Annotated in this window: 24 protein-coding genes and 1 pseudogene; 17 read left to right on the top strand and 8 right to left on the bottom strand. The window is 75.4% G+C overall.

Translation table 11 applies throughout. From position 1 onward, the window contains the following. Positions 1-126: 126 nt before the first annotated feature. The 5 genes from ABTX81_RS28165 to ABTX81_RS28145 all read right to left on the bottom strand — a co-directional run bounded on the left by ABTX81_RS28165 (position 127) and on the right by ABTX81_RS28145 (position 4,116). Entirely contained in the window at positions 127-522 is a 396-nt protein-coding gene (locus tag ABTX81_RS28165; RefSeq protein ID WP_350551012.1) for a hypothetical protein, read from the bottom strand. A gap of 209 nt (positions 523-731) precedes the next feature. Beyond that, entirely contained in the window at positions 732-1,496 is a 765-nt protein-coding gene (locus ABTX81_RS28160; RefSeq protein ID WP_350551010.1) for an ABC transporter permease, read from the bottom strand. Between the two features lie 31 nt (positions 1,497-1,527). Beyond that, on the bottom strand, positions 1,528-2,433 hold the full coding sequence (locus ABTX81_RS28155) for an ATP-binding cassette domain-containing protein (protein WP_350551007.1): 906 nt from the start codon (positions 2,431-2,433) through the stop codon (positions 1,528-1,530). 175 nt (positions 2,434-2,608) lie between these two features. Next, positions 2,609-3,820 carry a glycosyltransferase gene (locus ABTX81_RS28150; protein ID WP_350551005.1) on the bottom strand — a complete coding sequence of 404 codons (1,212 nt, stop codon included), beginning with the start codon at positions 3,818-3,820 and terminating at the stop codon, positions 2,609-2,611. Then, complete coding sequence (locus tag ABTX81_RS28145) at positions 3,817-4,116, bottom strand: hypothetical protein (RefSeq protein WP_350551003.1); 300 nt, start codon at positions 4,114-4,116, stop codon at positions 3,817-3,819. Before ABTX81_RS28145 ends, ABTX81_RS28150 begins: the two co-directional genes overlap by 4 nt. Before the next feature lie 147 nt (positions 4,117-4,263). Here ABTX81_RS28145 and ABTX81_RS28140 point away from each other — a divergent pair, with 147 nt between their 5' ends. From ABTX81_RS28140 to ABTX81_RS28085, 12 genes and pseudogenes are all read left to right on the top strand, one after another. Further along, on the top strand, positions 4,264-5,196 hold the full coding sequence (locus tag ABTX81_RS28140; protein WP_350551000.1) for a 3-oxoacyl-[acyl-carrier-protein] synthase III C-terminal domain-containing protein: 933 nt from the start codon (positions 4,264-4,266) through the stop codon (positions 5,194-5,196). Positions 5,197-5,281: 85 nt separating this feature from the next. After that, complete coding sequence (locus ABTX81_RS28135) at positions 5,282-5,572, top strand: acyl carrier protein (protein ID WP_350550997.1); 291 nt, start codon at positions 5,282-5,284, stop codon at positions 5,570-5,572. Between the two features lie 3 nt (positions 5,573-5,575). Next, complete coding sequence (locus ABTX81_RS28130) at positions 5,576-6,388, top strand: hypothetical protein (protein WP_350550994.1); 813 nt, start codon at positions 5,576-5,578, stop codon at positions 6,386-6,388. 47 nt (positions 6,389-6,435) lie between these two features. Beyond that, positions 6,436-7,104: a 4'-phosphopantetheinyl transferase family protein gene (locus ABTX81_RS28125; protein WP_350550991.1), complete on the top strand. Its 669-nt coding sequence runs from the start codon at positions 6,436-6,438 to the stop codon at positions 7,102-7,104. A gap of 142 nt (positions 7,105-7,246) precedes the next feature. Continuing rightward, positions 7,247-8,944 (top strand): condensation domain-containing protein, encoded by a 1,698-nt coding sequence (locus ABTX81_RS28120; RefSeq protein WP_350550988.1) that lies wholly within the window; start codon positions 7,247-7,249, stop codon positions 8,942-8,944. 50 nt (positions 8,945-8,994) lie between these two features. Beyond that, positions 8,995-9,372, top strand: coding sequence for a hypothetical protein (locus tag ABTX81_RS28115; protein WP_350550985.1), 378 nt, complete (start codon positions 8,995-8,997; stop codon positions 9,370-9,372). A gap of 122 nt (positions 9,373-9,494) precedes the next feature. Continuing rightward, positions 9,495-9,782 (top strand): hypothetical protein, encoded by a 288-nt coding sequence (locus ABTX81_RS28110; RefSeq protein WP_350550982.1) that lies wholly within the window; start codon positions 9,495-9,497, stop codon positions 9,780-9,782. 135 nt (positions 9,783-9,917) lie between these two features. Next, on the top strand, positions 9,918-10,832 hold the full coding sequence (locus tag ABTX81_RS28105; protein WP_350550979.1) for a DMT family transporter: 915 nt from the start codon (positions 9,918-9,920) through the stop codon (positions 10,830-10,832). Between the two features lie 5 nt (positions 10,833-10,837). After that, positions 10,838-11,638: an SDR family NAD(P)-dependent oxidoreductase gene (locus tag ABTX81_RS28100; protein ID WP_350550976.1), complete on the top strand. Its 801-nt coding sequence runs from the start codon at positions 10,838-10,840 to the stop codon at positions 11,636-11,638. Continuing rightward, positions 11,635-12,354 carry a polysaccharide deacetylase family protein gene (locus ABTX81_RS28095; RefSeq protein WP_350550973.1) on the top strand — a complete coding sequence of 240 codons (720 nt, stop codon included), beginning with the start codon at positions 11,635-11,637 and terminating at the stop codon, positions 12,352-12,354. Before ABTX81_RS28100 ends, ABTX81_RS28095 begins: the two co-directional genes overlap by 4 nt. Before the next feature lie 83 nt (positions 12,355-12,437). Continuing rightward, a complete protein-coding gene (locus tag ABTX81_RS28090) occupies positions 12,438-13,079 on the top strand; it encodes an HAD family hydrolase (RefSeq protein WP_350550971.1) in 642 nt (213 codons plus the stop codon). A 91-nt stretch (positions 13,080-13,170) separates the two neighbouring features. Beyond that, positions 13,171-13,608, top strand: a pseudogene (locus tag ABTX81_RS28085) (nitroreductase family deazaflavin-dependent oxidoreductase); the annotation flags it as partial. Between the two features lie 35 nt (positions 13,609-13,643). Here the strand turns inward: ABTX81_RS28085 and ABTX81_RS28080 are convergent. The 3 genes from ABTX81_RS28080 to ABTX81_RS28070 are packed head-to-tail and all read right to left on the bottom strand — an operon-like array spanning position 13,644 to position 16,864. Further along, positions 13,644-14,732, bottom strand: a complete 1,089-nt coding sequence (locus ABTX81_RS28080; RefSeq protein WP_350550968.1) for an MGDG synthase family glycosyltransferase — start codon at positions 14,730-14,732, stop codon at positions 13,644-13,646. A gap of 19 nt (positions 14,733-14,751) precedes the next feature. After that, positions 14,752-15,696: an NAD-dependent epimerase/dehydratase family protein gene (locus tag ABTX81_RS28075; RefSeq protein WP_350550965.1), complete on the bottom strand. Its 945-nt coding sequence runs from the start codon at positions 15,694-15,696 to the stop codon at positions 14,752-14,754. 43 nt (positions 15,697-15,739) lie between these two features. Continuing rightward, positions 15,740-16,864 carry a DegT/DnrJ/EryC1/StrS family aminotransferase gene (locus tag ABTX81_RS28070; protein WP_350550962.1) on the bottom strand — a complete coding sequence of 375 codons (1,125 nt, stop codon included), beginning with the start codon at positions 16,862-16,864 and terminating at the stop codon, positions 15,740-15,742. Between the two features lie 454 nt (positions 16,865-17,318). Here ABTX81_RS28070 and ABTX81_RS28065 point away from each other — a divergent pair, with 454 nt between their 5' ends. The 5 genes from ABTX81_RS28065 to ABTX81_RS28045 all read left to right on the top strand — a co-directional run bounded on the left by ABTX81_RS28065 (position 17,319) and on the right by ABTX81_RS28045 (position 22,720). Beyond that, the gene (locus ABTX81_RS28065; RefSeq protein WP_350550960.1) at positions 17,319-19,547 is read left to right on the top strand and encodes an MMPL family transporter; all 2,229 of its coding nucleotides are present in this window, start codon (positions 17,319-17,321) and stop codon (positions 19,545-19,547) included. A gap of 241 nt (positions 19,548-19,788) precedes the next feature. Next, on the top strand, positions 19,789-20,988 hold the full coding sequence (locus tag ABTX81_RS28060) for a sensor histidine kinase (protein WP_350550957.1): 1,200 nt from the start codon (positions 19,789-19,791) through the stop codon (positions 20,986-20,988). Beyond that, on the top strand, positions 20,985-21,668 hold the full coding sequence (locus ABTX81_RS28055; protein WP_350550954.1) for a response regulator transcription factor: 684 nt from the start codon (positions 20,985-20,987) through the stop codon (positions 21,666-21,668). The genes ABTX81_RS28060 and ABTX81_RS28055 overlap by 4 nt, the downstream gene beginning before the upstream one ends. Positions 21,669-22,127: 459 nt before the next feature. Beyond that, positions 22,128-22,310: a hypothetical protein gene (locus ABTX81_RS28050; protein ID WP_350550951.1), complete on the top strand. Its 183-nt coding sequence runs from the start codon at positions 22,128-22,130 to the stop codon at positions 22,308-22,310. Then, the gene (locus ABTX81_RS28045) at positions 22,307-22,720 is read left to right on the top strand and encodes a hypothetical protein (RefSeq protein ID WP_350550949.1); all 414 of its coding nucleotides are present in this window, start codon (positions 22,307-22,309) and stop codon (positions 22,718-22,720) included. The genes ABTX81_RS28050 and ABTX81_RS28045 overlap by 4 nt, the downstream gene beginning before the upstream one ends. Positions 22,721-22,725: the final 5 nt, after the last annotated feature.

Raw genomic sequence — 22,725 nt, 5'->3', positions numbered from 1 at the left:
TCCAGCGTCTCGTCGCTGGTCTTGTAGCCGCGGACCAGCTCGACCAGCTTCATCAGCGGCACCGGCGAGGCGGTGCCCCCTTGGAGCAGGGGGCACCGCCGTCGTGGCGTTCCGGACCGTCCGGGGTCAGCGCCGGTCCGCCCCGGGGGCCTTGATGGGCGGCTTGGCCGCGATCGCCTTGACCGGCGGCTTGGCGGCGACGGCCTTCGTCGGCGGCTTGGCCGAGACGGCCTTGATGGGGGGCTTGGCGGCGACCGCCTTGACCGGGGGCTTCGCGGCGACCGCCTTCGCCGGCGGCTTGGCCGCGATGGCCTTGACCGGGGGCTTGGCCGCGACGGCGGCCACCGGCGCGGCGCCGGCGACCTTGATCGGCGGCTTGGCGGCAGCCGGGGTGGCGGCGAGCAGGCCCACCACCGGCAGTGCGGCGATCGCCCCGCCCGCGATGGCCAGGCGGGTGCCGCGGCGCCGCGCGGGCGTGCCGGGGCGGTCGGCGGCCGGGGTGTGCTCGGACCGGAGGCTCATGCGGGTTTCCTCTCGACGTACGGGCGAACGGACGATCGGCTGACCCGACCATAGGGCCGCCGCGGGCGCCGGGACAACCAACCGCCGACCGTCCCACCTGCGTTGACGGCCCGGTGGCGGACCGCAGCCGCACCGGCCCGGCCCGCCGCCCGCATCACCCGGGCCCAGCGCCCCCGGGTACACCGCATCCGGCCTCAGCGCACCCGGCCTCAGCGCACCCGGGTCGAGAACAGCCGGGCCGAGCAGTACACCGCCGCCACCGTCATCAGCGCGACCACCAGCAGGCCCTGCCAGACCACCCGGTCGTCGAGGTGACCCGCGAACAGCGAGCGCATCCCCTCCACGGCCCAGTAGAAGGGGTTCCACTTGGCCATCGTCTGCAGCCACATCGGCGCCAGCGCCAGCGGCAGCAGCGTGCCCGAGAGCAGCGCGATCGGCTGGGCGACGGTGTTCACCACCGGCGCCATCGCCTCGTCGGCCGGCAGCACCAGGGCGATCCCGTAGGAGATCGTCGAGGTCATCAGCGCCAGCAGGCCCATCAGCAGGAAGGCCAGCAGCAGGTCCACCGGCCCGACCCGCAGGCCGAACGGCAGCGCGATCAGCGTGATGATCACCGCCTGGACGAGCAGCGCCACCGTCTCGCGCAGCGCCCGGCCGAGCAGCAGGGCGAGCCGGCTGACCGGGGTGACCCGGGCCCGCTCGATGATCCCGGCCCGCAGCTCGCCGAGCAGGCTGAAGCCGGTGTACAGGCCGCCGAAGATGCACAGCACCGCCAACAGACCCGGCACGTAGATCTGGTAGGCCTCGGCGTAGGTCCTGGCGCCCATCGGCTCCAGGACCTTCTTGAGCAGCGGCGCGAAGAGCAGCAGGTAGAAGATCGGCTGGATCACCCCGACGGCGATCCACACCGGTGTTCGCCACATCAGCAGCAGCTGGCGGTGGAAGACCAGCCAGGTGTCGCGGGCGAGCTTCATGGGGCCCCTCCTAGGGGATCCGGAGGTGCGGTCAGGACTGCTCGATGGAGCGGCCGGTGCGGGCCAGGAACACGTCGTCCAGGCTGGGCCGCTGCAGCTGCACGGTGCCGGTGACGACACCGGCCGCGTCCAGCGCGCGCAGCAGCCGCGGCACGGCGGCGGCGCCGTCGTCCAGGTAGAGCCGCACCCCGTCCTCGCCGTTCAGCTCCAGACGGTGCAGGTCCGGCAGGTCGGGCTGCTCGCGCAGCGCCTTGGCGGCCCGTTCGGCCTCGCCGGGGCCGAGCCCGATGAGCACGACGTCGCCGGATATCTCGCGCTTGAGCGTCTCCGGCGTGCCCTCGGCGACGATGCCGCCGTGGTCGACGATGGAGACGCGGTCGCAGAGCGCGTCGGCCTCGTCGAGGTAGTGGGTGGTGACGACGACGGTCATGCCCTCGTCGCGCAGCCGCCGGATCTCGGCCCAGACGTGGCCGCGGCTGGCCGGGTCGAGGCCGACCGTGGGCTCGTCGAGGAACAGCACCTGCGGCGCGTGGATGACGCCGAGCGCGATGTCCAGGCGGCGGCGCTGGCCGCCGGAGTAGGTGCGGCACGGCCGGTCGCCGAACTCGGTGAGCTCGAAGGCCTTGAGCGCGTTCTCGGCGCGGCTCAGCGCCTCGGCCTTGCCCTTGCCGTGCATCCGCGCCTGCATCACGAGTTCCTCGCGGGCGGTCACGGCGTCGGTGGTGCCGCCGCCCTGGGCGACGTAGCCGATCCGGCGGCGGACCTCGGCGGGGTCGGCGAACAGGTCGGCGCCGGCGATCCGGGCCTCCCCGCCGTCGGGGCGGATCAGGGTCGCGAGCATGCGCAGGGTGGTCGTCTTCCCGGCGCCGTTGGGGCCGAGGAAGCCGACGATCTCACCCGGCTCGACGTCCAGGTCGATGCCTCGGACGGCGTCCACGGGGGGCTGGCCGCGTTTCTTGGAAGGGTAGGACTTTCTCAGCCCCTTGGTCACGATCAACCAGAACTCCCGAGCGGGGATGGGTTGCCGGGGCGCCGGGAAGACGGCGCGCGGGGCACCTGGGAAGCGGTGCTGCGGGCCACCCTAGAGTCTGCGGCGCCCCGGAAACAATGGCCTAGACCAGTGGATTGGCCGGACGGGCACCCGCCGCGACCAGTGCCTCCACCCGGTCGGCGGCCGTCACGGCCCCGCCGCCGGCCAGCAGTTCGGCCCCGACCCGGGCCGCCGCGGCCCGGAACCCGGGCTCCTCCAGCACGCGCCGCAGCGCCCCGCCGAGCTGATCCGGCGTCACCCGGGCGAAGGGCACCCGGAGCCCCGCCCCGGCGGCCGCCACCTGATCCGCCACGAACGGCTGGTCGTGCCGGATCGGTGCCGTCACCAGCGGAAGTCCGTGTGCCAGCGCCTCGCCGACGGTGTTCATCCCGCCGTGGCACAGCACCGCGTCCAGCACCCCGCGCCGCATCAGCTCCAGCACCGGCGCCCGGTCCACCGCCACCGCGCCGGCGGGCAGCGCGGGCAGCAGCTCGCCCGGCGCCGCGAACACCGGCTGCACCTCCGGCCCGGTGAGCTCCAGCGCCCGCGCCGCCCGGGCCAGGAAGTCCGCGCCCAGCTCGCCGGAGAGGGTGCCCATGGTGACCAGCACCCGCCGGCGGTCCGGCAGCAGCCGCTCCCAGGGGAAGTCCGGATCGGCCGGCCGGTCCGCCAGCACCGGCCCCACCAGGGCGTACTGCGCCGGCAGCGGCTCGGCGCCGGTCGGCTCGGCCCCGGCCGGCGCCGGGCCGGTGAGCGCCGGGCCGGTGAAGGCGAGCACCAGCGCGGGGGAGAACCGCGGGTCGGTGTACTCCTCCTCGGGCAGCCCGGCCCGCCGCCACAGGCCCCGGAGCAGGCCGGTCATCCACTCCTCGACCAGCGGCAGGGCCCGGAACGGCCGCCCCAGCTCCATCGCACCGGGCGCCAGGGTGCCCCAGGGCAGCCGGTGCCGGTGCGCCACCAGCGCCCCGGCCGGGGTGTGCTGGTCCACCAGCAGCGCGTCCGGCCGGTACTCGCGCACCGCCGTGTCCAGCGCCTTCACGGTGAACCGCGCGTACGGGACGATGAAGCCCTCCCAGAGCGAGCGGACGGCGGCCAGCCCGTGCCCGCCCTGCGCCCGGAAGGCCCGGGTGCCGGTGCCGAACACCGTCGCGTCGGGCCCGAGCAGCGGGCGCAGCGCCGACTCGGTGCCGGTCCAGGCCACCTCGTGGCCGCGCGCGACCAGCTCCCGGGCCAGGCCCACGGTCGGGTTGACGTGCCCGGTCAGCGGCGGGACCACCAGCAGGAAGCGGCTCATCGGGCGTCCTCCGCGGGCAGCAGCCGCTCGACGTCGGCGACGGTCAGCGCCTCCAGTCCGGCCAGGTCGAGCCCGGCCCGCAGCGCGGCGAGGTCCACCGACGGGCCGAAGCCGCGCCGCAGGCCCTCGTGCAGCGCCGCGAGCTCGGTCTCGTCGAGCAGCAGGTCCCCGTCCAGCCGGGCCTGCGGGGTCACCCGCGCGGCCCAGCCGGGCGGCGCCTGCGCGACGTCGGCCAGCAGGGACACCAGCGCCGGACGGACCGGCGGTACGGCGATGGGAGGTTCACGATCGGTCATCAGGGACTCCACCGGCTCGACGAAGCGGGGGCGGGGGGACGGCGGCACGAGAGTGCGCGTTCCATGCGTGGGATGTGCGGGCTGTGTGCCGCGCAACCGCCCGAGATCACTTGTGCGGACCCGTCGGGCGTGGGAATACTAGCCCGCGTGACCGCACTGGAGGCAGTGGCCGTTCACCTCCCCCACCACATCGTGCCCATCGAGGCAGTGGGCGAGCGCATCGGCCTGACCCCACGTCAACTTCGACTCTTCCGCCGCTTCCACGGCCTGGACCAGCTGCGACTGGACCCGGACGGGAAGCTGCCCGACCTGCTCGGCGCCGCCGTCGACGCCCTGCCGGAGCTGCGCGGACGCGAACGGCACGTCCGTTTCGTGATCCACGCGCGCAGCATGCCGGTGGCGGTGCCGTACCCGCTCAACCCCCTGCACGACCTGCTCCACCGCCACGGCCTCGGCCACGCCCAGGCCTTCACCGTCACCCACCACGCCTGCGCGGTCGGCCTGCTGGCCGTCGACCTGGCCGGCCGCCTGCTCGCCGGAGAACCCGACCGGGAGGCGCTGGCCCTGGTGCTCGCCGGGGAGAAGACCTTCACCAAGGACGCCCAGGTGGTGCCCGAGACGGGCATCTTCGCCGAGGGCGCGGCCGCCTGCCTGGTCAGCGCCGGCGGCGAGCGGGACCGGGTGCTGTCCTACGTGCTGCGCCAGCGCCCCGAGTTCGACGGCCGGCTGGCCGAGGACCCGGAACTGCTGGCCCGCTACCAGCGGGACTACCCGGCGGTGATGGTGGAGGTGATCGAGGCCGCCCTCGACCAGGCCGGTCTGGACCTCTCCGACCTCGCGCTGCTGCTCCCGCACAACGTCAACCAGGCCTCCTGGCGGATGATCGCGCGCCGGATCGGTTTCCCGATCGGGAAGGTGCTGCTGGACAACGTGCCCGCCGTGGGGCACAGTTTCGCAGCGGACAGCCTGATCAACCTGCACACCGCCACCACGCAGGGGCTGCTCGCCCGCGGTGATCGCTACCTCGTCGCCTCCGCGGGCATCGGAGCGACCTTCTCCGCCATGGTCGTCGAGCACTGACCATTCGTCAGTCCCTCCACCCCGGGCGCCGGTTCCCCGGCCACCCCGCTCCCACCCCATCACGCACGACGGGACGGTCCCACCCATGTCCGACCAAGTGGTCCAGACCACCGACACCGAGCTGCGCGACCGGATCCTGCACAGCCTCGGCGAACTGCTGCCGCGCGTCCTCAAGCGGGACCTGCCCGAGATCCCCGAGAACGCCTGCCTCTTCGACGACCTCGGCCTCACCTCGGCCGGCACCATCGAGCTGATCCTGGAGGTCGAGGAGACGCTCGACATCCAGGTCGACGTCGAGCAGATCACCGAGGACGACCTGCGCTCGGTCACCAAGCTGGCCGACTACGTCGCCTCGCACATCATCCCCGAGGACTGACCGGTGCCCGCCGCACCGGCTCTCACCCGGGTGCTGACGCGGTACGCCGACGGTCGCTCCGAACGCTCCCTCGACCCCGACCTGCGGGTCTTCGTCTCCGACCTGGTCCGCCCCTACGGCCTGGCGCTGCGCGAGGACCTGCTGGCCGAGGGCGTCGGCCACGCCTACGAGGAGCTCGCCGCCGGCCTGCTCGCCGAGGCGCTCGGCCCCGACGAGCCGGCGGACGTGCTCATCCAGGCCTTCGACTCGCCCGACGTCCGGCCCGGCGCGCCCACCTCGCTCGCGCTCAGCCGCTCCTGCGCGGGCACCCCCGTCGCGCTGGCGCTCTGCGACCAGGGCACCGCCGGGGCGTTCGGCGCGTTGCGCGCCGTCGACGCCTACCGGCGGACCGGCTTCGCCCGCCGGGCGGTGGTGGTGCTCGCCGAGCAGACCGCCCTGCACTACGAGCCGGCCGCGCCGGTCACCCTGCCCGACCGGCACTGCGCGGTCGTCCTGGTCTGCGAACCGGCGCCGGGCGAGGAACTGGCCGTCCGCCAGGACACCGGGGCCGATGCCGAATCCGCCGCCGAGGAGGTGCGCCGGCAGGCGAAGGAACTGGGGGAGGGGGCCGCCGTCCTGCTCTCCGCCGCCCTGGAGGTGCCCGGCCTGGACGCCGTCCGCGCGCCCGCGGGCCAGCCGTTCACCGGGGTCTGGTCCGCGCTCGCCGAGCGGCTGCCGGCCTGGCGGGCCGAACGGCGGCCCGTGCTGGTGGCCGACCTCGATCCGCGGCTCGGCGTGCTCTCCACCCTGACCCTGCGCGCCGGCCCGAAGCCGTGACGGCCGGCGCCGCCCCGGGCCCTGGGGGCGGTGCGGACCGCGTCGACGTGTGGCTGATCCCCACCGACCAGCCCGAGCCGGTGGTCCGCGCGCTGCGCGAGCTGCTCGACCCGGCCGAACGCGCCCGGGCCGACGGGCCGGACCCGCGCGCCGGACGGCGGTTCACCGTCGCCCACGGCGCCGTCCGGCTGCTCGCCGGTGCCCGGCTCGGCCGCGACCCCGCGCGGCTCGCCTGGCGCCGGGGGCCGCACGGCAAGCCCGAGCTCGACGGGCTGGCCGTCAACCAGTCCGCCTCCGGAGCCCTCGCGGCCGTCGCCCTCGCCGAGGGCCGCGCCGTCGGCGTCGACGTCGAGGAGGTCCGCGACGCCCGCAGCGCCGTGCGCCTGGCCCGGCGCTACTTCCCCGCGGCCGAGGCGGAGCTGGTCGCGGCCGACCCGGCGCCCGCCGAGCGGTTCACCGTGCTGTGGTGCCGCCGCGAGGCCTGCGTCAAGGCCTACGGCGGACGGCTCGTCCAGGGCTTCGGGCTGCCGCTGGCCGGCCCGGCGCCGGTGCTGCTCGCCGACCCCGGCGCGCTCGGAACGAGCCCGTGCCGGGTCGACGACGTGCCCGCGCCCGGCCCGTTCCGCGCCGCCGTCGCGGCCGTCGGCGACCGTCCGTTCCAGGCCCGCGTCCGCACCTGGAATCCTTCCAATGACCTTGTCATGTCAGGTAGTTGACGCACTATCAGGACGCATGGTCAGGCCCCGCTGGGATCCCAGATTTCTGGTCTGGACCGGAAGATCGGCCCGCTGATAGCGTCCCGACCGCATCCCGCCGAGACCTGTCGAACCGAAGGGCGCGTCCGAGGTGACGTACGACGTGGAAGAGACCAGCGGGCGGATCACGGTCCGGTACCGCGGCGCGGGCGGCGGTCGCGGACCGCTCACCCTCGGCCAGGACAACATGATCCGCTGCATCAGGCGCGACCGGCCCGAGCAGATCAACCAGGCCTCCGCCTGGCCGGTCCCCGACGGCACCACCGTGACCGCCGCCGTCGACGCGCTGCGCGTCCTGGTGGAGCGCCACGAGTCGCTGCGCACCGCCTTCCCGCCCGGCCCCGGCGAGGGCGCCTACCCCGAGTGCCAGGAGGTCGGCGCCGAGGGTGGGTTCACCGTCACCACGGTGGCCGCCGGCGACCGGACGGACGCCGAACTCGACGCGCTCGCCGATGAGTGGGGGCGCACCGACGTCGCCCTGCCGTTCGACCTGGCGGCGGCCCCGCGGCTGCGCTTCGCCCTCGTCGCGGACGGCGAGCTGGTGCGCCGCCTGGTCGTGACGGTCTGCCACGCGGGCGCCGACGGCGCGGCCGTCACCCTGCTCATCCGGGACTGGACCGACCTCGCCGCCGGCAAGGAGCTTCCGCCCGCCCCCTCCCGCACCCCGCTCCAGGTGGCCGCGCAGGAGCAGAGCGGCCAGGGCCGGCGCAAGACCGCCGCCGCGCTCAAGCACTGGGAGTCGATCCTCACCACCGGCCCGGCGGTGGTCTTCGGCGCCGACGGCATCACCGGCCTGCCGGACCCGCTGGCCACCGTGCTCCTGCGCTCGCGCACCGCCGCCGCCGACCTCGAAGCCACCTGCCGGCGCACCGCCGCCAGCCCGTCGGTCGTCCTGCTCGCCGTCTTCGCCGCCCTCACCGCGCACCGCGCCGACCGCACCGACCTGGTGATCTCGGCGCTGTCCGCCAACCGCCAGCGCGCCGCGCTCGCCGACCACGTCGGCACCCTCGCCCAGGACGCGCTGATCGCCCTCGACACCGCGGCCGGCGACCTCGACGCGCTGATCGGCCGGACCAAGTCCGCCTCCTTCACCGGCTACTGGCACAGCACCCTGAACGCCGACCGGGTCTGGCGGCTGATCGAGGACGTCGCCGAGCGGCGCGGCGCCCGCTTCACCCGCCAGGTCGTCGTCAACGACCTCAGCCTCGCCATCCCGGAGGCGCTGTCCGACGCCCGCCCCGCGCCCACCGCCGACCCCGAGGTGCAGTGGCTGCCCGACCAGCCGCTGGCGGTCCGGCTCATGATGAACATCCTGCGCACCGCCGGAACGCTGGAGTTCGTCCTGCTCGCCTGCCCCCAGGTGCTCGGCCGGGAGGACACCGAGCGCCTCGCCCGCGCCGTGCCCGCCGTCCTCGCGGCCGCCGCCGACCGTCCCGTCCCGCTCACCGAGCTGGCCGAGCTCAGCGGGGTGCGCCCCGCCACCCGGACGGGCGACTGGCACCGCGTCGGCGCCGACTGGGTCGACCTCGCCGCCGTCCGCGCCCTGCTCTCCGACGCCCTCGGCGCGGCCGCCGCGGCGATCGACCTCACCCTCACCGAGGACGGCCTCGCCGCCCGGATCGCCACCGCGGACCCGGACCTCACCCCGGCCGCCGTCCACCGCGCGGTGATGGCCGCGCTCCCCGGCCGGGAGACCGCGATGGCCCCGCACCACTACACCCTCCACCCCCGCCCCGACTCCCTCCCGCCCGCCTGGTCCGCCCTCCCCGTCCTCGCCGAGGGAACCGGCCGGGCCGGCTGACGGCGGCCGGGGGTACCCTCCCCGCAGGGCGAGCGCCGAGGGGGCGGGACATGCACGTACGGGCCGTGGTGACGGCGACGGTGGTCGCCGAACTCGTGGGGCTGGTGAGCATCGGCCTGATCACCCTGCTCGCCCGGCTGCTGCTGGGGGACGACTCGACCGACGGCGTCCCCCCGGGAGTCCTGATCATGTTCGCGACCTGGGTCGCCCACGACTACTACGGCAAGCGCCCGCCGCACCGCCGGCGCGGGGTGCCGGCCGGCCTGGCCGCGTTGGGCCTGGTGGGCGTCGCCGGCCTGGAGGTGGCGGAGTACTGCCTCCCGGGCGGGACGGCGGAGAACCTCCTCGACGCACTCGTGCTCGTGATCGCGCTCCCCGTCGCCAACGGCGTCTTCGCCGCAGTCGCCGGCCCGCCGCCCGGGCGCTGAGCCCGCCGCCCCGTCCTCGGCTCCGGTCACCGTGCGTGGTCGCGGTTGCCGGGAGCGTGGGCGAGCGGAAGCCTGGAGGTACGGGGGCACGGGGGCCGTCCACGATTGCGGGGTCACCGATCATGGCCAGATTCACACCGCAGTACCAGCAGGAGGACCACGAGATCGAATTCTGGGAGGTCGAGTTCACCGAGGAGGAGTGGGCCGAGTTCCGCAAGGGGCCGCATGCCTTCCTGAAGCGCATCACCGAAGCCGATGGACAGCAGGTCAACCGCCTCCTGGTCGATGCCGCGCTGCTGGAGGTCGCTCCCGACGGCGGCATCTGCCACGGGCACATCACCCGCTTCCACATCAAGTCCGGACCGGAACGGTCGACCTACGGCTACAGCTGCTCCGGGCTCTGGGAGTAGCTCCGGACTCCCGCCGGCCGGTCCGGCCGGCGGGAGGCCGCACCGGCCCGTCCCCCCCGCTGCGGCCCGTCCGCGCCCGGCGGAGACTGAGGGTGACCCCCGCTTCCCGGGGGAGCCCGCGACGCCGGGAGGGCCATGCTGCTCGGACTCACCACCGCCCTGGTCGCCACCGTCTGCTTCGGCTTCGGCTCGGTGTTCCAGGCGGGTGGCGCGCGCGAGGCCCCGCACGCGGACCGGGTACGGGTCGGGCTGCTGGCCGCGCTGGTCCGCTCCTGGCGGTTCCTGCTCGGCACCGGCCTGGACATCGTGGGCTTCGCGCTGAGCATCGTCGCCCTGCGCACCCTGCCGCTCTTCCTGGTCCAGGCCGTCACCAACGCCAGCCTCGCCGTCACCGCGCTCGCCGCCGCCCGGCTGCTCGGCGCCCGGCTGCACCGCGCCGACCTGTTCGGCATCGTCGCCGTCGTGGTCGGACTCACCCTGCTGGCGGTCGGCTCCGGTGAGGCGGGCCGCGACCACGCGCCGGCCGCGTTCCACTGGGCGCTGCTGGGCACCACCGTGCTGATGCTGCTGCTCACCCTGCTGCTCGCCCGCCGCAGGGACACCGCGGCGGCCGTCGGCCTCGGCCTGCTGGCGGGCGTCGGCTTCGGCGTGACCAGCCTCGCCGTCCGGGTCCTCGACGTCTCCGGCCCGCTCGACGTGTTCACCGATCCGGCGGCGTACGGGCTGGCCCTGGGCGGCCTCGGCGGGTACCTCGCGTACGCGCTCGCGCTGCAGCGCGGCACGGTGACGGCCGCGACCGCCGCCGGCACCGTCTCGGAGACCTTCGGCCCGGCGCTGGTCGGGGTGGCCGTGCTGGGCGACGCCGCCCGCCCCGGCTACGCCTGGTGCGCGCTGACCGGCTTCGCGGTGGCGGTCGGCGGCACCTTCGTGCTCTCCCGCTTCGGCGAGGTGGAGGCCGAGCTGGGCCCCACCCCGGTCGCTCGGACGGCTCCGCCGTGCGAAGGTGACTTGCCGGACAAATCGGCCGGCGAGGCGCGCACAGAGCGGTAGGTGCCATGACCACGGACGACGACCATCCGCCCTCCCGCCGGGCCCGCCGGCGCCCCGCCGACGACCCGCCGATCGCCCTGGTGACCGGCGCCTCCTCGGGCATCGGTGCCGCCACCGCCGACCGGCTCGCCGCCGCGGGCTGGCGGCTGCTGCTCTCCGGCACCGACCAGACCCGGCTCGACGCGGTCGCCGCCCGCACCGGCGGCCGGCCGCTGCCCGCCGACCTCGCCAAGCCCGACGGCGCCCAGCGTCTCGCCGAGGCGGCCCTCGCCGCGGCCGGACGGGTGGACGCGCTGATCGCCAGCGCCGGCATCGGCTGGCGCGGCCCCTTCGCCGGGACCCCCGCCGACACCCTGGACCGGATGCTGGAGGTCAACCTCGCCGCGCCGCTGCGGCTCGCCCGCCTGCTGCTGCCCGGGATGCTGGAGCGCGACCGGGGCCGGATCGTCCTGCTCGGCTCGATGGCCGGCCAGGTCGGCGTCCGCGACGAGGCCGCCTACGCGGCGACCAAAGCCGGCCTGACGATGTTCGCCGAGAGCCTCTGGTACGAGCTGCGCGGCACCGGCGTCGGCGTCCGGCTGATCCTGCCGGGCGCGGTCGAGACCCCGTTCTTCGCCACCCGAGGCACCGGCTACCAGCGCGAACGCCCCCGTCCCGTCCCCCCGGAGGCCGTCGCCGACATCGTCCTCGGGGCGCTCACCACCGACCGCGACCGGGTCTTCGTCCCGCACTGGCTCGACTACCCGGCCCGCCTGCACGGCGCCGCCCCGGGCCTGTTCCGGCGGATGGCCTCCCGCTTCGGGTGAGAGCCGCCGGCCTGCTCCTCGGTTCCGTCGCCGCGGTGGAACTGCTCCACCTCGCCCCGGCCGCCGTCCGTCTGCCGCCGGTCCGCCGCCACCTCGCCCGCCGCACCGCCGGCTACGGCGACCCGGGGCACATCGCGCTCACCTTCGACGACGGCCCCGACCCGCGCGGCACCCCGCCGATCCTGGACGCCCTGGACGCGCTCGGCGTCCACGCGACCTTCTTCCTGCTCGGCGACATGCTCGAACGCGCCCCGGCCGTCGGCCGCGACCTGGTCGCCCGGGGCCACGAGGCCGCCGTCCACGGCCGGCACCACCGCCGCCAGTACCGCCCGGCCCCCGCCCGCGACCTGCGCGAACTCCGCCGCGCCACCGAAGCCGTCACCGCCCTCGCCGGGACGCGCCCGACCTGGTACCGCCCCCCGTACGGCGTCCTCACCGCCGGCCCCGCCCTCGCCGCCCACCGCCTCGGCCTGCGCCCCGTGCTCTGGACCGCCTGGGGCCGCGATTGGGAACCGGGCGCCACCGGCTTCTCCGTCTACGCCACCGCCCGCCCCGCCCTCACCGGCGGCGCCACCCTCCTCCTCCACGACTCCGACTGCACCTCGACCCCCGGCTCCTGGCGCGCCACCCTCGCCGCCCTCCCCCTGATCGCCGCCCACTGCCACGCCCACGGCCTCACCCTCGGCCCCCTCCGCGACCACGCGGTCCCGGGCTGACGAAGGGGTCGACCGACGGGCCCACGGGCAGCAGACTGGGTCGGATGACGACACCGGCACCCTCCTCCGATGGCCTCCGTGCTGTGCTCTTCGACTCCGGCGGAGTGCTGATCCAGCCGATCGGCGGCCGCTGGAACCCGCGCGCCGATTTCGAGCGGACCGTCCTCGCCCACCGGCCCGACCTCGCACCGGAGCGGTTCCCGGCGGCCATCGCCGCCGGTGACCGTTTCCTCGACGCCTCGCCGTCGACGCCCGACCTCGACGACTACCACCGCGTGCTGCTCCGCACACTCGGTGTGGCACCGGCCGCGAGGCTGATCGCGGACCTGCGCCGGGAGGTGCCGCCGGCCGAGGTCCTGGAGACCTGTCCCGACGTCATGGCGACCCTGGAGGAACTGAGCCGGCGGGGCGTACGGATGGCGGTGGTGTCGGACGCCTGGCCCGACCTGCCCGCTCTGCACGAGGGCCTGGGGATCGGACGGTTCTTCGAGGCCTACGCGATCTCCGCGGAACTCGGCTGCACCAAACCGGACCCGCGCATGTACCACCACGCCAGCGCCGCACTGGGCCTTCCCCCGGCGCAGTGCCTCTTCATCGACGACGACCCGGCGCTGGTCGCCGCCGCGATCGCGCTCGGGTACGCGGGCCGGGCGCTCCGCCGCGTGGACGCCACCCCGGACGTGCCCGCCGTCGCGTCCCTGACGGAGCTGCTGGACCTCTTCTGAGGCAGGACCCGGCACGGCGTCCCCAGGGGTCCGCCGCGCCTGTGCTGGACTGTCCCGGCATCATCCGTACCCGACGAACGGAGTGACCGCGATGCCTCTCGAAGGCGAGTACGACCCGAGCCCGGCGCAGTGGGTGCGCGAGCAGGTCGAGCTGTACGAGAGCTCGGGCGGCACCCGGGGCACCACGCTCTGGGACACCGGCCTGCCGGTGGTCATCGTCACGATGCGCGGCGCGAAGAGCGGCCGGATCCGCAAGATCCCGCTGATGCGCGTGGAGCACGAGGGCCGCTACGCCGCGGTGGCCTCCAAGGGCGGCTACCCGAGCCACCCCGACTGGTACTTCAACCTCAGGGCCAACCCGCGGGTGGACCTCCAGGACGGCCCCGGACGCCGGAGCATGACGGCCCGTGAACTCACCGGCGACGAGAGGGCCCAGTGGTGGCAGCGCGCGGTCGCCGCATACCCGCCGTACGCCGAGTACCAGCAGAAGGCCGACCGGGTGATCCCGGTCTTCGTCCTCGAACCCGAGGCCCCGCACGGCCGGGAACAGCGGTCCGACGCCGGTCAGGCCAGGTCCACCCGTTCCAGGGCGGACGTGAAGCCGGTGCGCCAGGCGTCCGGGGTGGCGCCGGGGGAGGGGGGCGGCTCGGGGCGGGTGACCGCGGCGAGGGCGGAGCGGACGACCTCGGCGGGGCGGGCGGAGACGACGTCGGCGTGGCCGAGTTCCAGTTCGTGCTGGAGGTTGTCGCGGCCGTGGCCCTGGACGACGTCGAGGAGCAGCAGTCTGCGGCCCAGGGCGCGGGCCTCGCTGCAGGTGTCGCCGGAACTGGTCACCACGAGGTCGGCGGCGGCCATCAGGGCGGGCACCCGGTCCGTCCAGCCGAACGGGTGCAGCCTCGGCCGGCGCCCGGCGGCGCGGCGCAGCCGGCGTTCCAGCTCGGCGTTGCTCCCGGCGACGGCGAGGACGTGGGGACCGGCGTCGGCCAGCGCGGCCGCCGTCCGGGCCAGCGGCCCGAGGCCCCAGGCGCCCGACATCAGCAGCACGCAGCGCGCCTCCGCCGGCACCCCCAGCTCCGCCCGCGCCTCGGCGCGCGAGGGCGGGCGGTAGAACGGTGCGCGCAGCGGGGCGGGCAGCACGGCGACCGGTGCGTCGGGGCGGTAGCGCCGCACACCGCAGGCGGCGACCTCGGAGGTGACCAGGAACAGGTCCGTCTCCTCCTGCACCCAGAGCCGGTGCGGGGTGACGTCGGTGCACAGGACCAGGTGGCGGAAGCGGGCGTCGCCGGAGCCCCGCAGCCGGTTGACCGCCGAGGTGGCCGTGGCGAACACCGACACCACCAGCTGCGGGCGCTGCTCCCGGAGGAGCGCCCGCAGTGCCGGGACCAGCCGCCGACGGGCCGCCGCGTCGGCGAGCAGGGCGATCCGGGCGCCGGGGCGCAGCGCGGAGAAGTGGAACGCGTCGTAGAGGCCGGGCAGGCCGAGCAGCCGCCGGAACACCGCCTCCCCGGCGGTGCCGGCGCGATGCCCGAGCAGGGCCATCGCGTCGACCGTGCCGGTCGTCCAGCCCCGGGCCTCCAGGGAGTCCGCGCAGGCCCGGGCCATCACGTCGTGGCCCTGGCCGAGGGAGCCGGAGACCAGCAGCGCGTGCGGCACGCTTCCGCCCCCTCGCGATTCAGGCGTCCGGCCGCGGGGCGGCCTCCGCCCGGTACCAGTCCGCGTACCGCCGCACGCCGTCGGCGAAGTTGGTCCGCGGCGACCAGCCCAGCAGCCGCTTGGCCTGGGCGGCGGAGATCCGGCGTCCGGCGTAGTCGGCGGTCCGTGCCTCGATGTGCTCGATGGTGACCGGCCCGAGCAGGTCGTCGACGGTGTCGGCGATGTCCCGGACGGAGACGGCGGTGGAGCCCTCCAGCGCGAAGGTCTGGTCCTCGGCGGCGGGGGAGAGGGCGCGCAGATGGGCGTCGGCGAGGTCCTCGACGTAGACGAAGTTGCGGCTCTGCCGGCCGTCGCCCGCGATGGTGATCGGGCGCTCGTTCAGCGCGGCCTGCACGAACCGGGCGACCACCAGCTCGTCGCGCATCCGCGGCCCGTACGGGATGCCGTACCGCAGGATGGTGAAGTGCCGCCCGTACAGCTGGCGGTAGCTGTGCACCAGCATCTCCGCGGCGAGCTTGGTGGCGACGTACAGGTGCCCGCTGTGCTCCAGCTCGATCGGCACGTGCTCGTCCAGCTCCTGCTCCTCGCCGTCCAGCGCGGCCTCGGTGAGCGCGGCGCCGTACACCCAGACCGTGCTGGCCAGCACGGTGCGGCTGAGGTCGTTGCGGCGGGCCGCCTCCAGCACGGTCTCGGTGCCGTCGATGTTGGCCCGCACGGCGCCGACCGGGTCGGCGGCCACCCGCTCGACGTCGGCCTGCGCGGCCAGGTGGAAGACCACCTCGCAGCCGTCCAGGGCGGCGGTGAGCGCGGGCAGGTCGAGGATGTCGATCCGGGCGTGGTCGGCGCCGGGGTTGAGGTACTTGTCGGTGGTGTCCACCGCGAGGACCTCGTGCCCGGCGGCCAGCAGCCGGTCGACGACGTGTGAGCCGATGAATCCGCATCCCCCGGTGACCGCTATCCGCACGGTTGTCTCCCTTTCCTCTTCCGGACGCTTCTCCGACGGCGCGTCATCCCGCCATGCGGCGGTGGACGGCGCTCACCGCCTCGATCACCAGGTCGGTCTCGTCCTCGGTCATGTCGGAGTGCACCGGCAGGCAGATCTGCCGGGCGCAGACGTCCTCGGCGACCGGCAGGCTGCCGCGCCGGTAGGGGGCGAGCACCGGCTGGAGGTGCAGCGGCAGGTCGTAGACCTCGCCGGAGAGCCGTACCTCGTACTCGTCGGCGACCGCCCGTTTGAAGGCCGCCCGGTCCACCCCGGCGGGCAGCAGGGCGATGTACTTGTAGTAGTTGCCGCGGCAGCCGGCCGGCTCGGTGACCGGCTCCAGCCCGTCGAGCGCGCCGAGCGCGGCGTCGTACCGCTGGGCGACCCGGCGCCTGGTCTCCACGAACTCCTTGAGCCGGCGCAGGTGGACGGTGCCGATGGCGGCGTTCGGCTCGCTCATCCGCCAGGAGGCGCCGAGCCGGACGTGGTGGTTGGTGGTGAACGAGCCCTTGCCCTGGTCGCGGTGGATGCGGGCCTCGTCGCGCAGTTCGGCGGAGCCGGTGAGGATCATCCCGCCCTCGCCGCTGGTGGTGACCTTGGTCGGGTAGAAGGAGAAGGCGCCGGCCACCCCGAAGCTTCCGGCGGGCCGTCCCCGGTAGCCGCTGCCGTGCGCGTGCGCGGCGTCCTCGACCAGCGGGACGCCGCGGGCGTCGCAGATCGCGCGCAGGGCGTCCACCTCGGGGGTGATCAGCCCGCCGATGTGGACCAGGACGACGGCGGCGGTGTCGGGGGTGAGCGCGGCCTCCAGGGTGTCGGGGCCGAGTGCGAGGGTGGCCGGGTCGACGTCGGCGATCACCGGCCGGCCGCCGGCGTGCAGCACGGCGCCGGCGGTCGCGTAGAAGGTGACGGCGGGGACGACCACGTCGCGGCCCCGGACGTCCAGGGAGCGCAGGACGATCTCCAGCGCGGCGGTGCCGCTGGCGACGGCGACCGCGTGCGTGGCACCGTGTTCGGCGGCGAAGGACTGCTCGAACCGCTCGGTCCAGGGGCCGAGGGTGAGCGCGCCGGTGGCGAGCATCTCGCTCACCGCCTCCGCGACGGCCGCGCGGTCGTTCTCGTCGAACACGATGCGGGCGGCGGGAACGCCCATGGGCCACCTCCGGCTGCGGGACGAGCTGGGGACGGGGTGCGGCCCCGCGGGCCGTCGGGCACCGTGGGGACGCATCGGGACGGACCGGGACGAATCGCCCGGGCCAGGCACATCACGCTACTTCGCCCGCCGGGCCGCGGCCCGTCCGCACCTCCGCCCGGGTGACGCGGGGCTGCCGGGCCGAGCGCGCCGTCACCGGCCCCGGCCCCGCGCCGTCACCGGGGTCGGCCCTCGGCCGCAGGTCGGAGCCCGGCGCCCGGCCTCCGCCTCGGGGACTAGACCGTCCGGGTCCGGGCTGCTGCGTCCGCATTACCCCGGAATGCCTGCACAGAGCCGACGCGGAGGAGACCCCCGTCGACGCAGGATGGTCATGCTCCGGGCGACCCGGCCCATCGGCCGATCGTGTCGCCCGGCCGTCCTCTCCCGCCCGCCATCCGAAGGAGTCCGCTCTCCCGTGGCCACTTTCCTCTACCGTCTGGGCCGATGGTCCTACCTCAGGCGCCGCTTGGTGACCCTGCTCTGGGTCGCCGTGCTGGCCGCCGTCGGGGTGCTGGCCGCCAAGGCGCCGGCCGCGCCCGACGACGGCTTCGCCATGCCCGGTACCGAGGCGCAGAAGGCCTTCGACCTCATGGACGAGCGCTTCCCCGGCGCCATGTCCGACGGCGCCTCGGCCCGGCTGGTCTTCGTGGCCCCCTCCGGCCAGAAGATCACCGCCGCCGCCAACCAGCAGACGGTCGAGAAGGCGGTCGCCGAGCTCGCCCACGGCGAGCAGGTCCTCAGCGCCGTCGGCCCGTTCCAGGCCGGCGCGGTCTCCCAGGACGGCACCACCGCCTACGCGACGGTCAGCTACAGCGAGAAGCCGGGCAAGGTGAGCGAGACCGCCACCGCGGCCCTCAAGGACGCCGCCCAGCACGCCCGCGACGCGGGCCTGACCGTGGACATCGGCGGCACCGCGCTGATGGAGATGGGCGAGGCGGGCGGCTCCGCCGAGGCGATCGGCATGGCGATATCCGCCGTCGTGCTGGTGATCACCTTCGGCTCGCTGCTGGCCGCCGGACTCCCGCTGCTCACCGCCATCGTCGGCGTCGGCCTCGGCATCGGGCTGATCACCGCACTCGGCAGCACCCTCGGCCTGTCCACCACCACCAGCACGCTGGCCATGATGCTCGGCCTCGCCGTCGGCATCGACTACGCGCTCTTCATCGTCTCCCGCTACCGTGCCGAGCTCCTCGACGGTCACGAGCCGAAGGAGGCCGCCGGGCGGGCCGTCGGCACCGCCGGCTCCGCCGTGGTGTTCGCCGGCCTCACCGTGATCATCGCGCTGGCCGGCCTCTCCGTGGTGGGCATCCCGATCCTCGCCAAGATGGGCATGGCCGCGGCCGGCACCGTGGTGATCGCCGTCCTGGTCGCGCTCACCCTGGTCCCCGCCCTGCTCGGCTTCCTCGGCCGCCGGGCGCTGTCCCGCAAGTCCCGCAAGGGCGGACACGCCGCCGGCGCGGGCGGTGAGCACCGCCCCAACGGCGGCACCCGCTGGGCCCGCTTCGTGCTGCGCCGCCCGGTCGCCGTGCTGGTCCTCGGCGTGGTCGGCCTCGGCGTCCTCGCCCTGCCGGCCCTGGACCTGCGCCTCGGCCTGCCGGGCGACGAGGCCAAGCCGACCTCCACCACCCAGCGCCGCGCCTACGACCACCTCTCCGAGGGCTTCGGTCCCGGCTTCAACGGCCCGCTGACCCTGCTGGTCGACGCCAAGGGCACGGCCGACCCGAAGGCCGCCGCCGAGCAGGTCGCCACGACCGTCAAGGCGCTGCCCGGCGTGGTCGCCGTCGCACCCGCGATGTTCAACCAGGCCGGCGACACCGCGATGGTCAACGCCATCCCGGCGTCCGGCCCGAGCGAGGCCGCGACCACCGACCTCGTCCACGCCATCCGCGACAAGGCCCCCGACCTCAAGTCCGCCACCGGTGCGACCGTGCTGGTCAGCGGCCCGACGGCGATGAACATCGACGTCTCGCAGAAGCTCAACGACGCCCTGCTGCCCTACCTCGCGGTCGTCGTCGGCCTCGCGGTGCTGCTGCTCCTGGTGGTCTTCCGCTCGATCCTCGTCCCGCTCAAGGCCGCCCTCGGCTTCCTGCTCTCGGTGGTCGCCGCGCTCGGCGCCGTCGTCGCGGTCTTCCAGTGGGGCTGGCTCGCCGACCTGATCGGCATCGAGCAGACCGGCCCGGTGATGAGCATGATGCCGATCTTCATGATCGGCGTGGTGTTCGGCCTGGCCATGGACTACGAGGTGTTCCTGGTCACCCGCATCCGGGAGGCCTTCGTGCACGGCGAGGAGCCCGGCGAGGCCGTGGTCACCGGCTTCCGCTACAACGCCCGGGTGGTCACCGCCGCCGCGCTCATCATGATCAGCGTCTTCGCCGGCTTCATCGGCATGGCCGAGCCGATGGTCAAGATGATGGGCTTCGGCCTGGCCGCCGCCGTCGCCTTCGACGCCTTCGTGGTCCGGATGGCGATCGTCCCGGCCGTGCTCGCCCTGCTCGGCCGCCGCGCCTGGTGGCTGCCGGCCAAGCTGGAGCGGATCCTGCCCGACGTGGACGTCGAGGGCGCCCGCCTGCAGACCGCGGCGCCGCTCCCGGCCCCGGCCGGCGGCCCCGACACCGACCCGGCCCGCCAGTCCGTGGGCGTCTGACCCCCCCCGGCCCCGCCGCGGCTCCCACCCCCACCGGGAGCCGCGGCAGGGCCGTCCCCGACCGGTCGGTCCGCCGACCGGTCAAAATGGTATGAACCGCAACCGAACGACGACCCCGACCACCCGCACGTACTGCATCTGCAGTACGTCCGCACCGTGACCCGTCCCCCCACCCCCTCGCCGGATCGTCCGGGCCCGGCCGAGGAACCCCCAGGGCAGCCCCGGACCGGGAGAAGCGAGCATGATCGAGACCTGGCTGCGCCGCGTACGCCGCCGCCACCCCCATGTGCTCGACGCACTGCTCGTGCTCGCCATGTTCGTCGTCACCGCCGGGACGACCACCGTCGACCGGCTCGGCAACCACATCGAGCCGAACCCGACCGCGCTGGTCCTGGCCGTCGTCTCCAGCGCCGCGCTGCTCGGCCATCGCCGGTGGCCCTACGTCGCCCTGGGGATCACCCTCGCCTGCAGCCTGGCCCTCTGCTTCGTCGCGACCCAGCTCAACGCGGGCCTGGTCGCCCCGCTGCTCGCCGCCCTCTATCTCCTCGCGGTGCGTACCGACCGTGCCACCGCGCGCACCGCCACCGCCGTCTCCGCCGTCCTGGTGACCGGCGCCACGATCATCAACGAGCCGCACGCCTCCATCAGCGTCAAGATCGGCGTCATCGCCTGGATCCTGCTGCCGGGTGCCTTCGGCGACGCCGTCCGCACCCGCCGCGCCCATCTCGCCGCCATCGAGGAACGCGCCGAACGGGCCGAGCGCACCCGCGAGGAGGAGGCCCGGCGCCGGGTGGCCGACGAACGCATCCGGATCGCCCGCGACCTGCACGACGTCGTCGCCCACCACATCGCCCTCGCCAACGCCCAGGCCGGCATCGCGGTCCACCTCCTCGACCGCCACCCCGCCCAGGCCCGCGAGATGCTCAGCCACCTCACCGACGCCACCGGCTCCGCGCTGCGCGAGCTCAAGGCCACCGTCGGCCTGCTGCGCCGCGCCGACGACCCGCAGGCCCCGCTCGAACCGGCCCCCGGCCTGGACCGGCTGCCCGACCTCGTCGGCGCCTTCGAACGGGCCGGCCTGCCCGTGCGCCTCGCCGTCGAGGGCGAGCCGCAGCCGCTCTCCCCGGGCGTCGACCTCACCGCGTACCGGATCCTCCAGGAATCCCTGACCAACGTCGCCAAGCACGCCGCCGGCACCGGCGCCGACGTCACCCTGACGTACTCCGGCAGCCGGGTGCTGCTCACCGTCGCCAACGACCGTCCGGCCTGCGCCGCCGCGCCCGCCGTCGCCCCCAGCGGCGGAGGCTTCGGCCTGATCGGCATGCGCGAGCGCGCCTCCGCCGTCGGCGGGCGCCTCACCGCCGACCGCCGGCCCGGCGGCGGCTTCCTGGTCTCCGCCGAACTGCCCCTGCGCACCGCCGCCCGAGAGGAACACCCGTGACCATCCGAGTACTGCTCGCCGACGACCAGGCGCTGCTGCGCGGGGCGTTCCGCGTCCTGATCGACGCCGAGGACGACATGGAGGTGGTCGGCGAGGCCGCCGACGGCCGCGAGGCCGTCGACCTGGCGAAGGCCACCCGCCCCGACGTGGTGCTGATGGACATCCGGATGCCCGGCGTCGACGGCCTCTCCGCCACCGCCGCCATCTGCGGCGACCCCGGCCTCGCCGGCACCCGGGTGCTCATCCTCACCACCTTCGAGATCGACGAGTACGTCGCCCAGGCGCTGCGCGCCGGCGCCGGCGGCTTCCTCGGCAAGGACGCCGAACCGACCGAACTGCTCGCCGCCCTGCGGCGCGTCGCGGCCGGCGACCCCCTGCTGTCGCCGGCCGCCACCCGCGCCGTCATCGACCAGCTCCTCGCCCACCCCGAACCGGAGCGCGCCCCCGCCGCCGCCCCCGAACGCCTCGCCGCCCTGACCGCCCGCGAACGCGAGGTGATGGCCATGGCCGCCACCGGGCTCAGCAACGAGGAGATCGCGGCCCGGATGTTCGTCAGCCCCTTCACCATCCGCACCCACATCCACCGGGCCATGGCCAAGCTCGACGCCCGCGACCGCGCCCAGCTCGTCGCCCTCGCCTACCAGACCGGCCTGGTCCCCACCCCCCGCCCCACCACCTGACCCGGGGGGAGTGGCCGCCCTCCAACCGGCCACTCCCGCCGGGTACCATCCCACCCCGGTACCCCTCACCCGCACCGGCGGGAATGGCCCCTTCCTCGACGAGGGCGGCGATCCCGGCCAGGCCCGGCCCCCGCACCCGGCGGGGATCGACCCGAGCAGATCCGCCTCCAGCAGCGGCACGCCGACTCGCCCGCCCACGCGGGGATGGTCCGTGGGGTGGCCAGTGCTTGCAGGCCGACCCGCACTCGCCCCGCATGCACGGGGACGGTTCCGACTCGCCGTGCCTCTGACCTGCGGTCGGGGACAGGCCCATCGGTGCGGCCGGCGGTCGGGCTGTTCCACGGTGGCCCCAGGACCGCCGCCTCCGCCGGCGGCGAGCCGCGGGGTGTCCCCACTCCGGACCGGACCGGGGGCGGGATTCGCCTGCGGGCGGACGCGGCGGCGCGCCAGGATGGCCGCATGGCCGAGCTGCTGTGGGAGGACGTGCGGGAGTTCTTCGACCCCGCGGTGATGGGTGCGCTGCCGGATCCGGAGGTGCCGGACACCTCGGCCGAGGGCCGGCGGGCGCGGGAACTCCCGGGCCGCCCCGTGCTCGGACACGACCCGGTGGCCGACCGAGTCCCGCTGCCGGTGCAGCGATGACGAGCGAGCGGGCGTGGACGCTGACGGCGGAGCGGCTGCCCGACGGACAGGTGATCGTGACCATCGCCGTGCACGGCAGTCGAAGCCGGGCGCACGGGAGCTTCCGGCTCGACGGCAGGCCGTCGGTGCTCATCGGGCGCGGGAAGCGCGAGCCGGTCGTGGTGGCGTTCGCGGGCGGGCCGTTGGAACGGTGGAGGGTCACCGACCGATCAGGCCGGACCCACCCCGTCGAACGGGTGGACGCTGCCGGGCTGTCGCTGGGCGTCGCCGTGCTGCCCGCCCGCACCCGAGGGGTGGCCGTCCACCGCCTCGACGCCACCGGCGCTCCCGACGTCGAACTCCGCGAGCCGCCCCGGTCCTGGTGGCGCCGTCGCGGCGCGCTGCCGTGGCCGACCGGGCGGCGTCGCTGATCGGC

The sequence above is a fragment of the Kitasatospora sp. NPDC097605 genome (assembly GCF_040302725.1).
Classification (GTDB): Bacteria; Actinomycetota; Actinomycetes; order Streptomycetales; family Streptomycetaceae; genus Kitasatospora.
This window is presented reverse-complemented; position numbering and strand designations above follow the sequence as displayed.

What these genes read in the sequence shown, in the direction of transcription:
- ABTX81_RS28115 (WP_350550985.1), top strand. Translation starts at nt 8,995, where the DNA reads ATGCACGTACGGGCCGTGGTGACGGCGACGGTGGTCGCCGAACTCGTG.
- ABTX81_RS28135 (WP_350550997.1), top strand. Translation starts at nt 5,282, where the DNA reads ATGTCCGACCAAGTGGTCCAGACCACCGACACCGAGCTGCGCGACCGG.
- ABTX81_RS28060 (WP_350550957.1), top strand. Translation starts at nt 19,789, where the DNA reads ATGATCGAGACCTGGCTGCGCCGCGTACGCCGCCGCCACCCCCATGTG.
- ABTX81_RS28145 (WP_350551003.1), bottom strand. Translation starts at nt 4,116, where the DNA reads ATGACCGATCGTGAACCTCCCATCGCCGTACCGCCGGTCCGTCCGGCG.
- ABTX81_RS28165 (WP_350551012.1), bottom strand. Translation starts at nt 522, where the DNA reads ATGAGCCTCCGGTCCGAGCACACCCCGGCCGCCGACCGCCCCGGCACG.
- ABTX81_RS28150 (WP_350551005.1), bottom strand. Translation starts at nt 3,820, where the DNA reads ATGAGCCGCTTCCTGCTGGTGGTCCCGCCGCTGACCGGGCACGTCAAC.
- ABTX81_RS28105 (WP_350550979.1), top strand. Translation starts at nt 9,918, where the DNA reads ATGCTGCTCGGACTCACCACCGCCCTGGTCGCCACCGTCTGCTTCGGC.
- ABTX81_RS28050 (WP_350550951.1), top strand. Translation starts at nt 22,128, where the DNA reads ATGGCCGAGCTGCTGTGGGAGGACGTGCGGGAGTTCTTCGACCCCGCG.
- ABTX81_RS28110 (WP_350550982.1), top strand. Translation starts at nt 9,495, where the DNA reads ATGGCCAGATTCACACCGCAGTACCAGCAGGAGGACCACGAGATCGAA.
- ABTX81_RS28160 (WP_350551010.1), bottom strand. Translation starts at nt 1,496, where the DNA reads ATGAAGCTCGCCCGCGACACCTGGCTGGTCTTCCACCGCCAGCTGCTG.
- ABTX81_RS28070 (WP_350550962.1), bottom strand. Translation starts at nt 16,864, where the DNA reads ATGGGCGTTCCCGCCGCCCGCATCGTGTTCGACGAGAACGACCGCGCG.
- ABTX81_RS28100 (WP_350550976.1), top strand. Translation starts at nt 10,838, where the DNA reads ATGACCACGGACGACGACCATCCGCCCTCCCGCCGGGCCCGCCGGCGC.
- ABTX81_RS28045 (WP_350550949.1), top strand. Translation starts at nt 22,307, where the DNA reads ATGACGAGCGAGCGGGCGTGGACGCTGACGGCGGAGCGGCTGCCCGAC.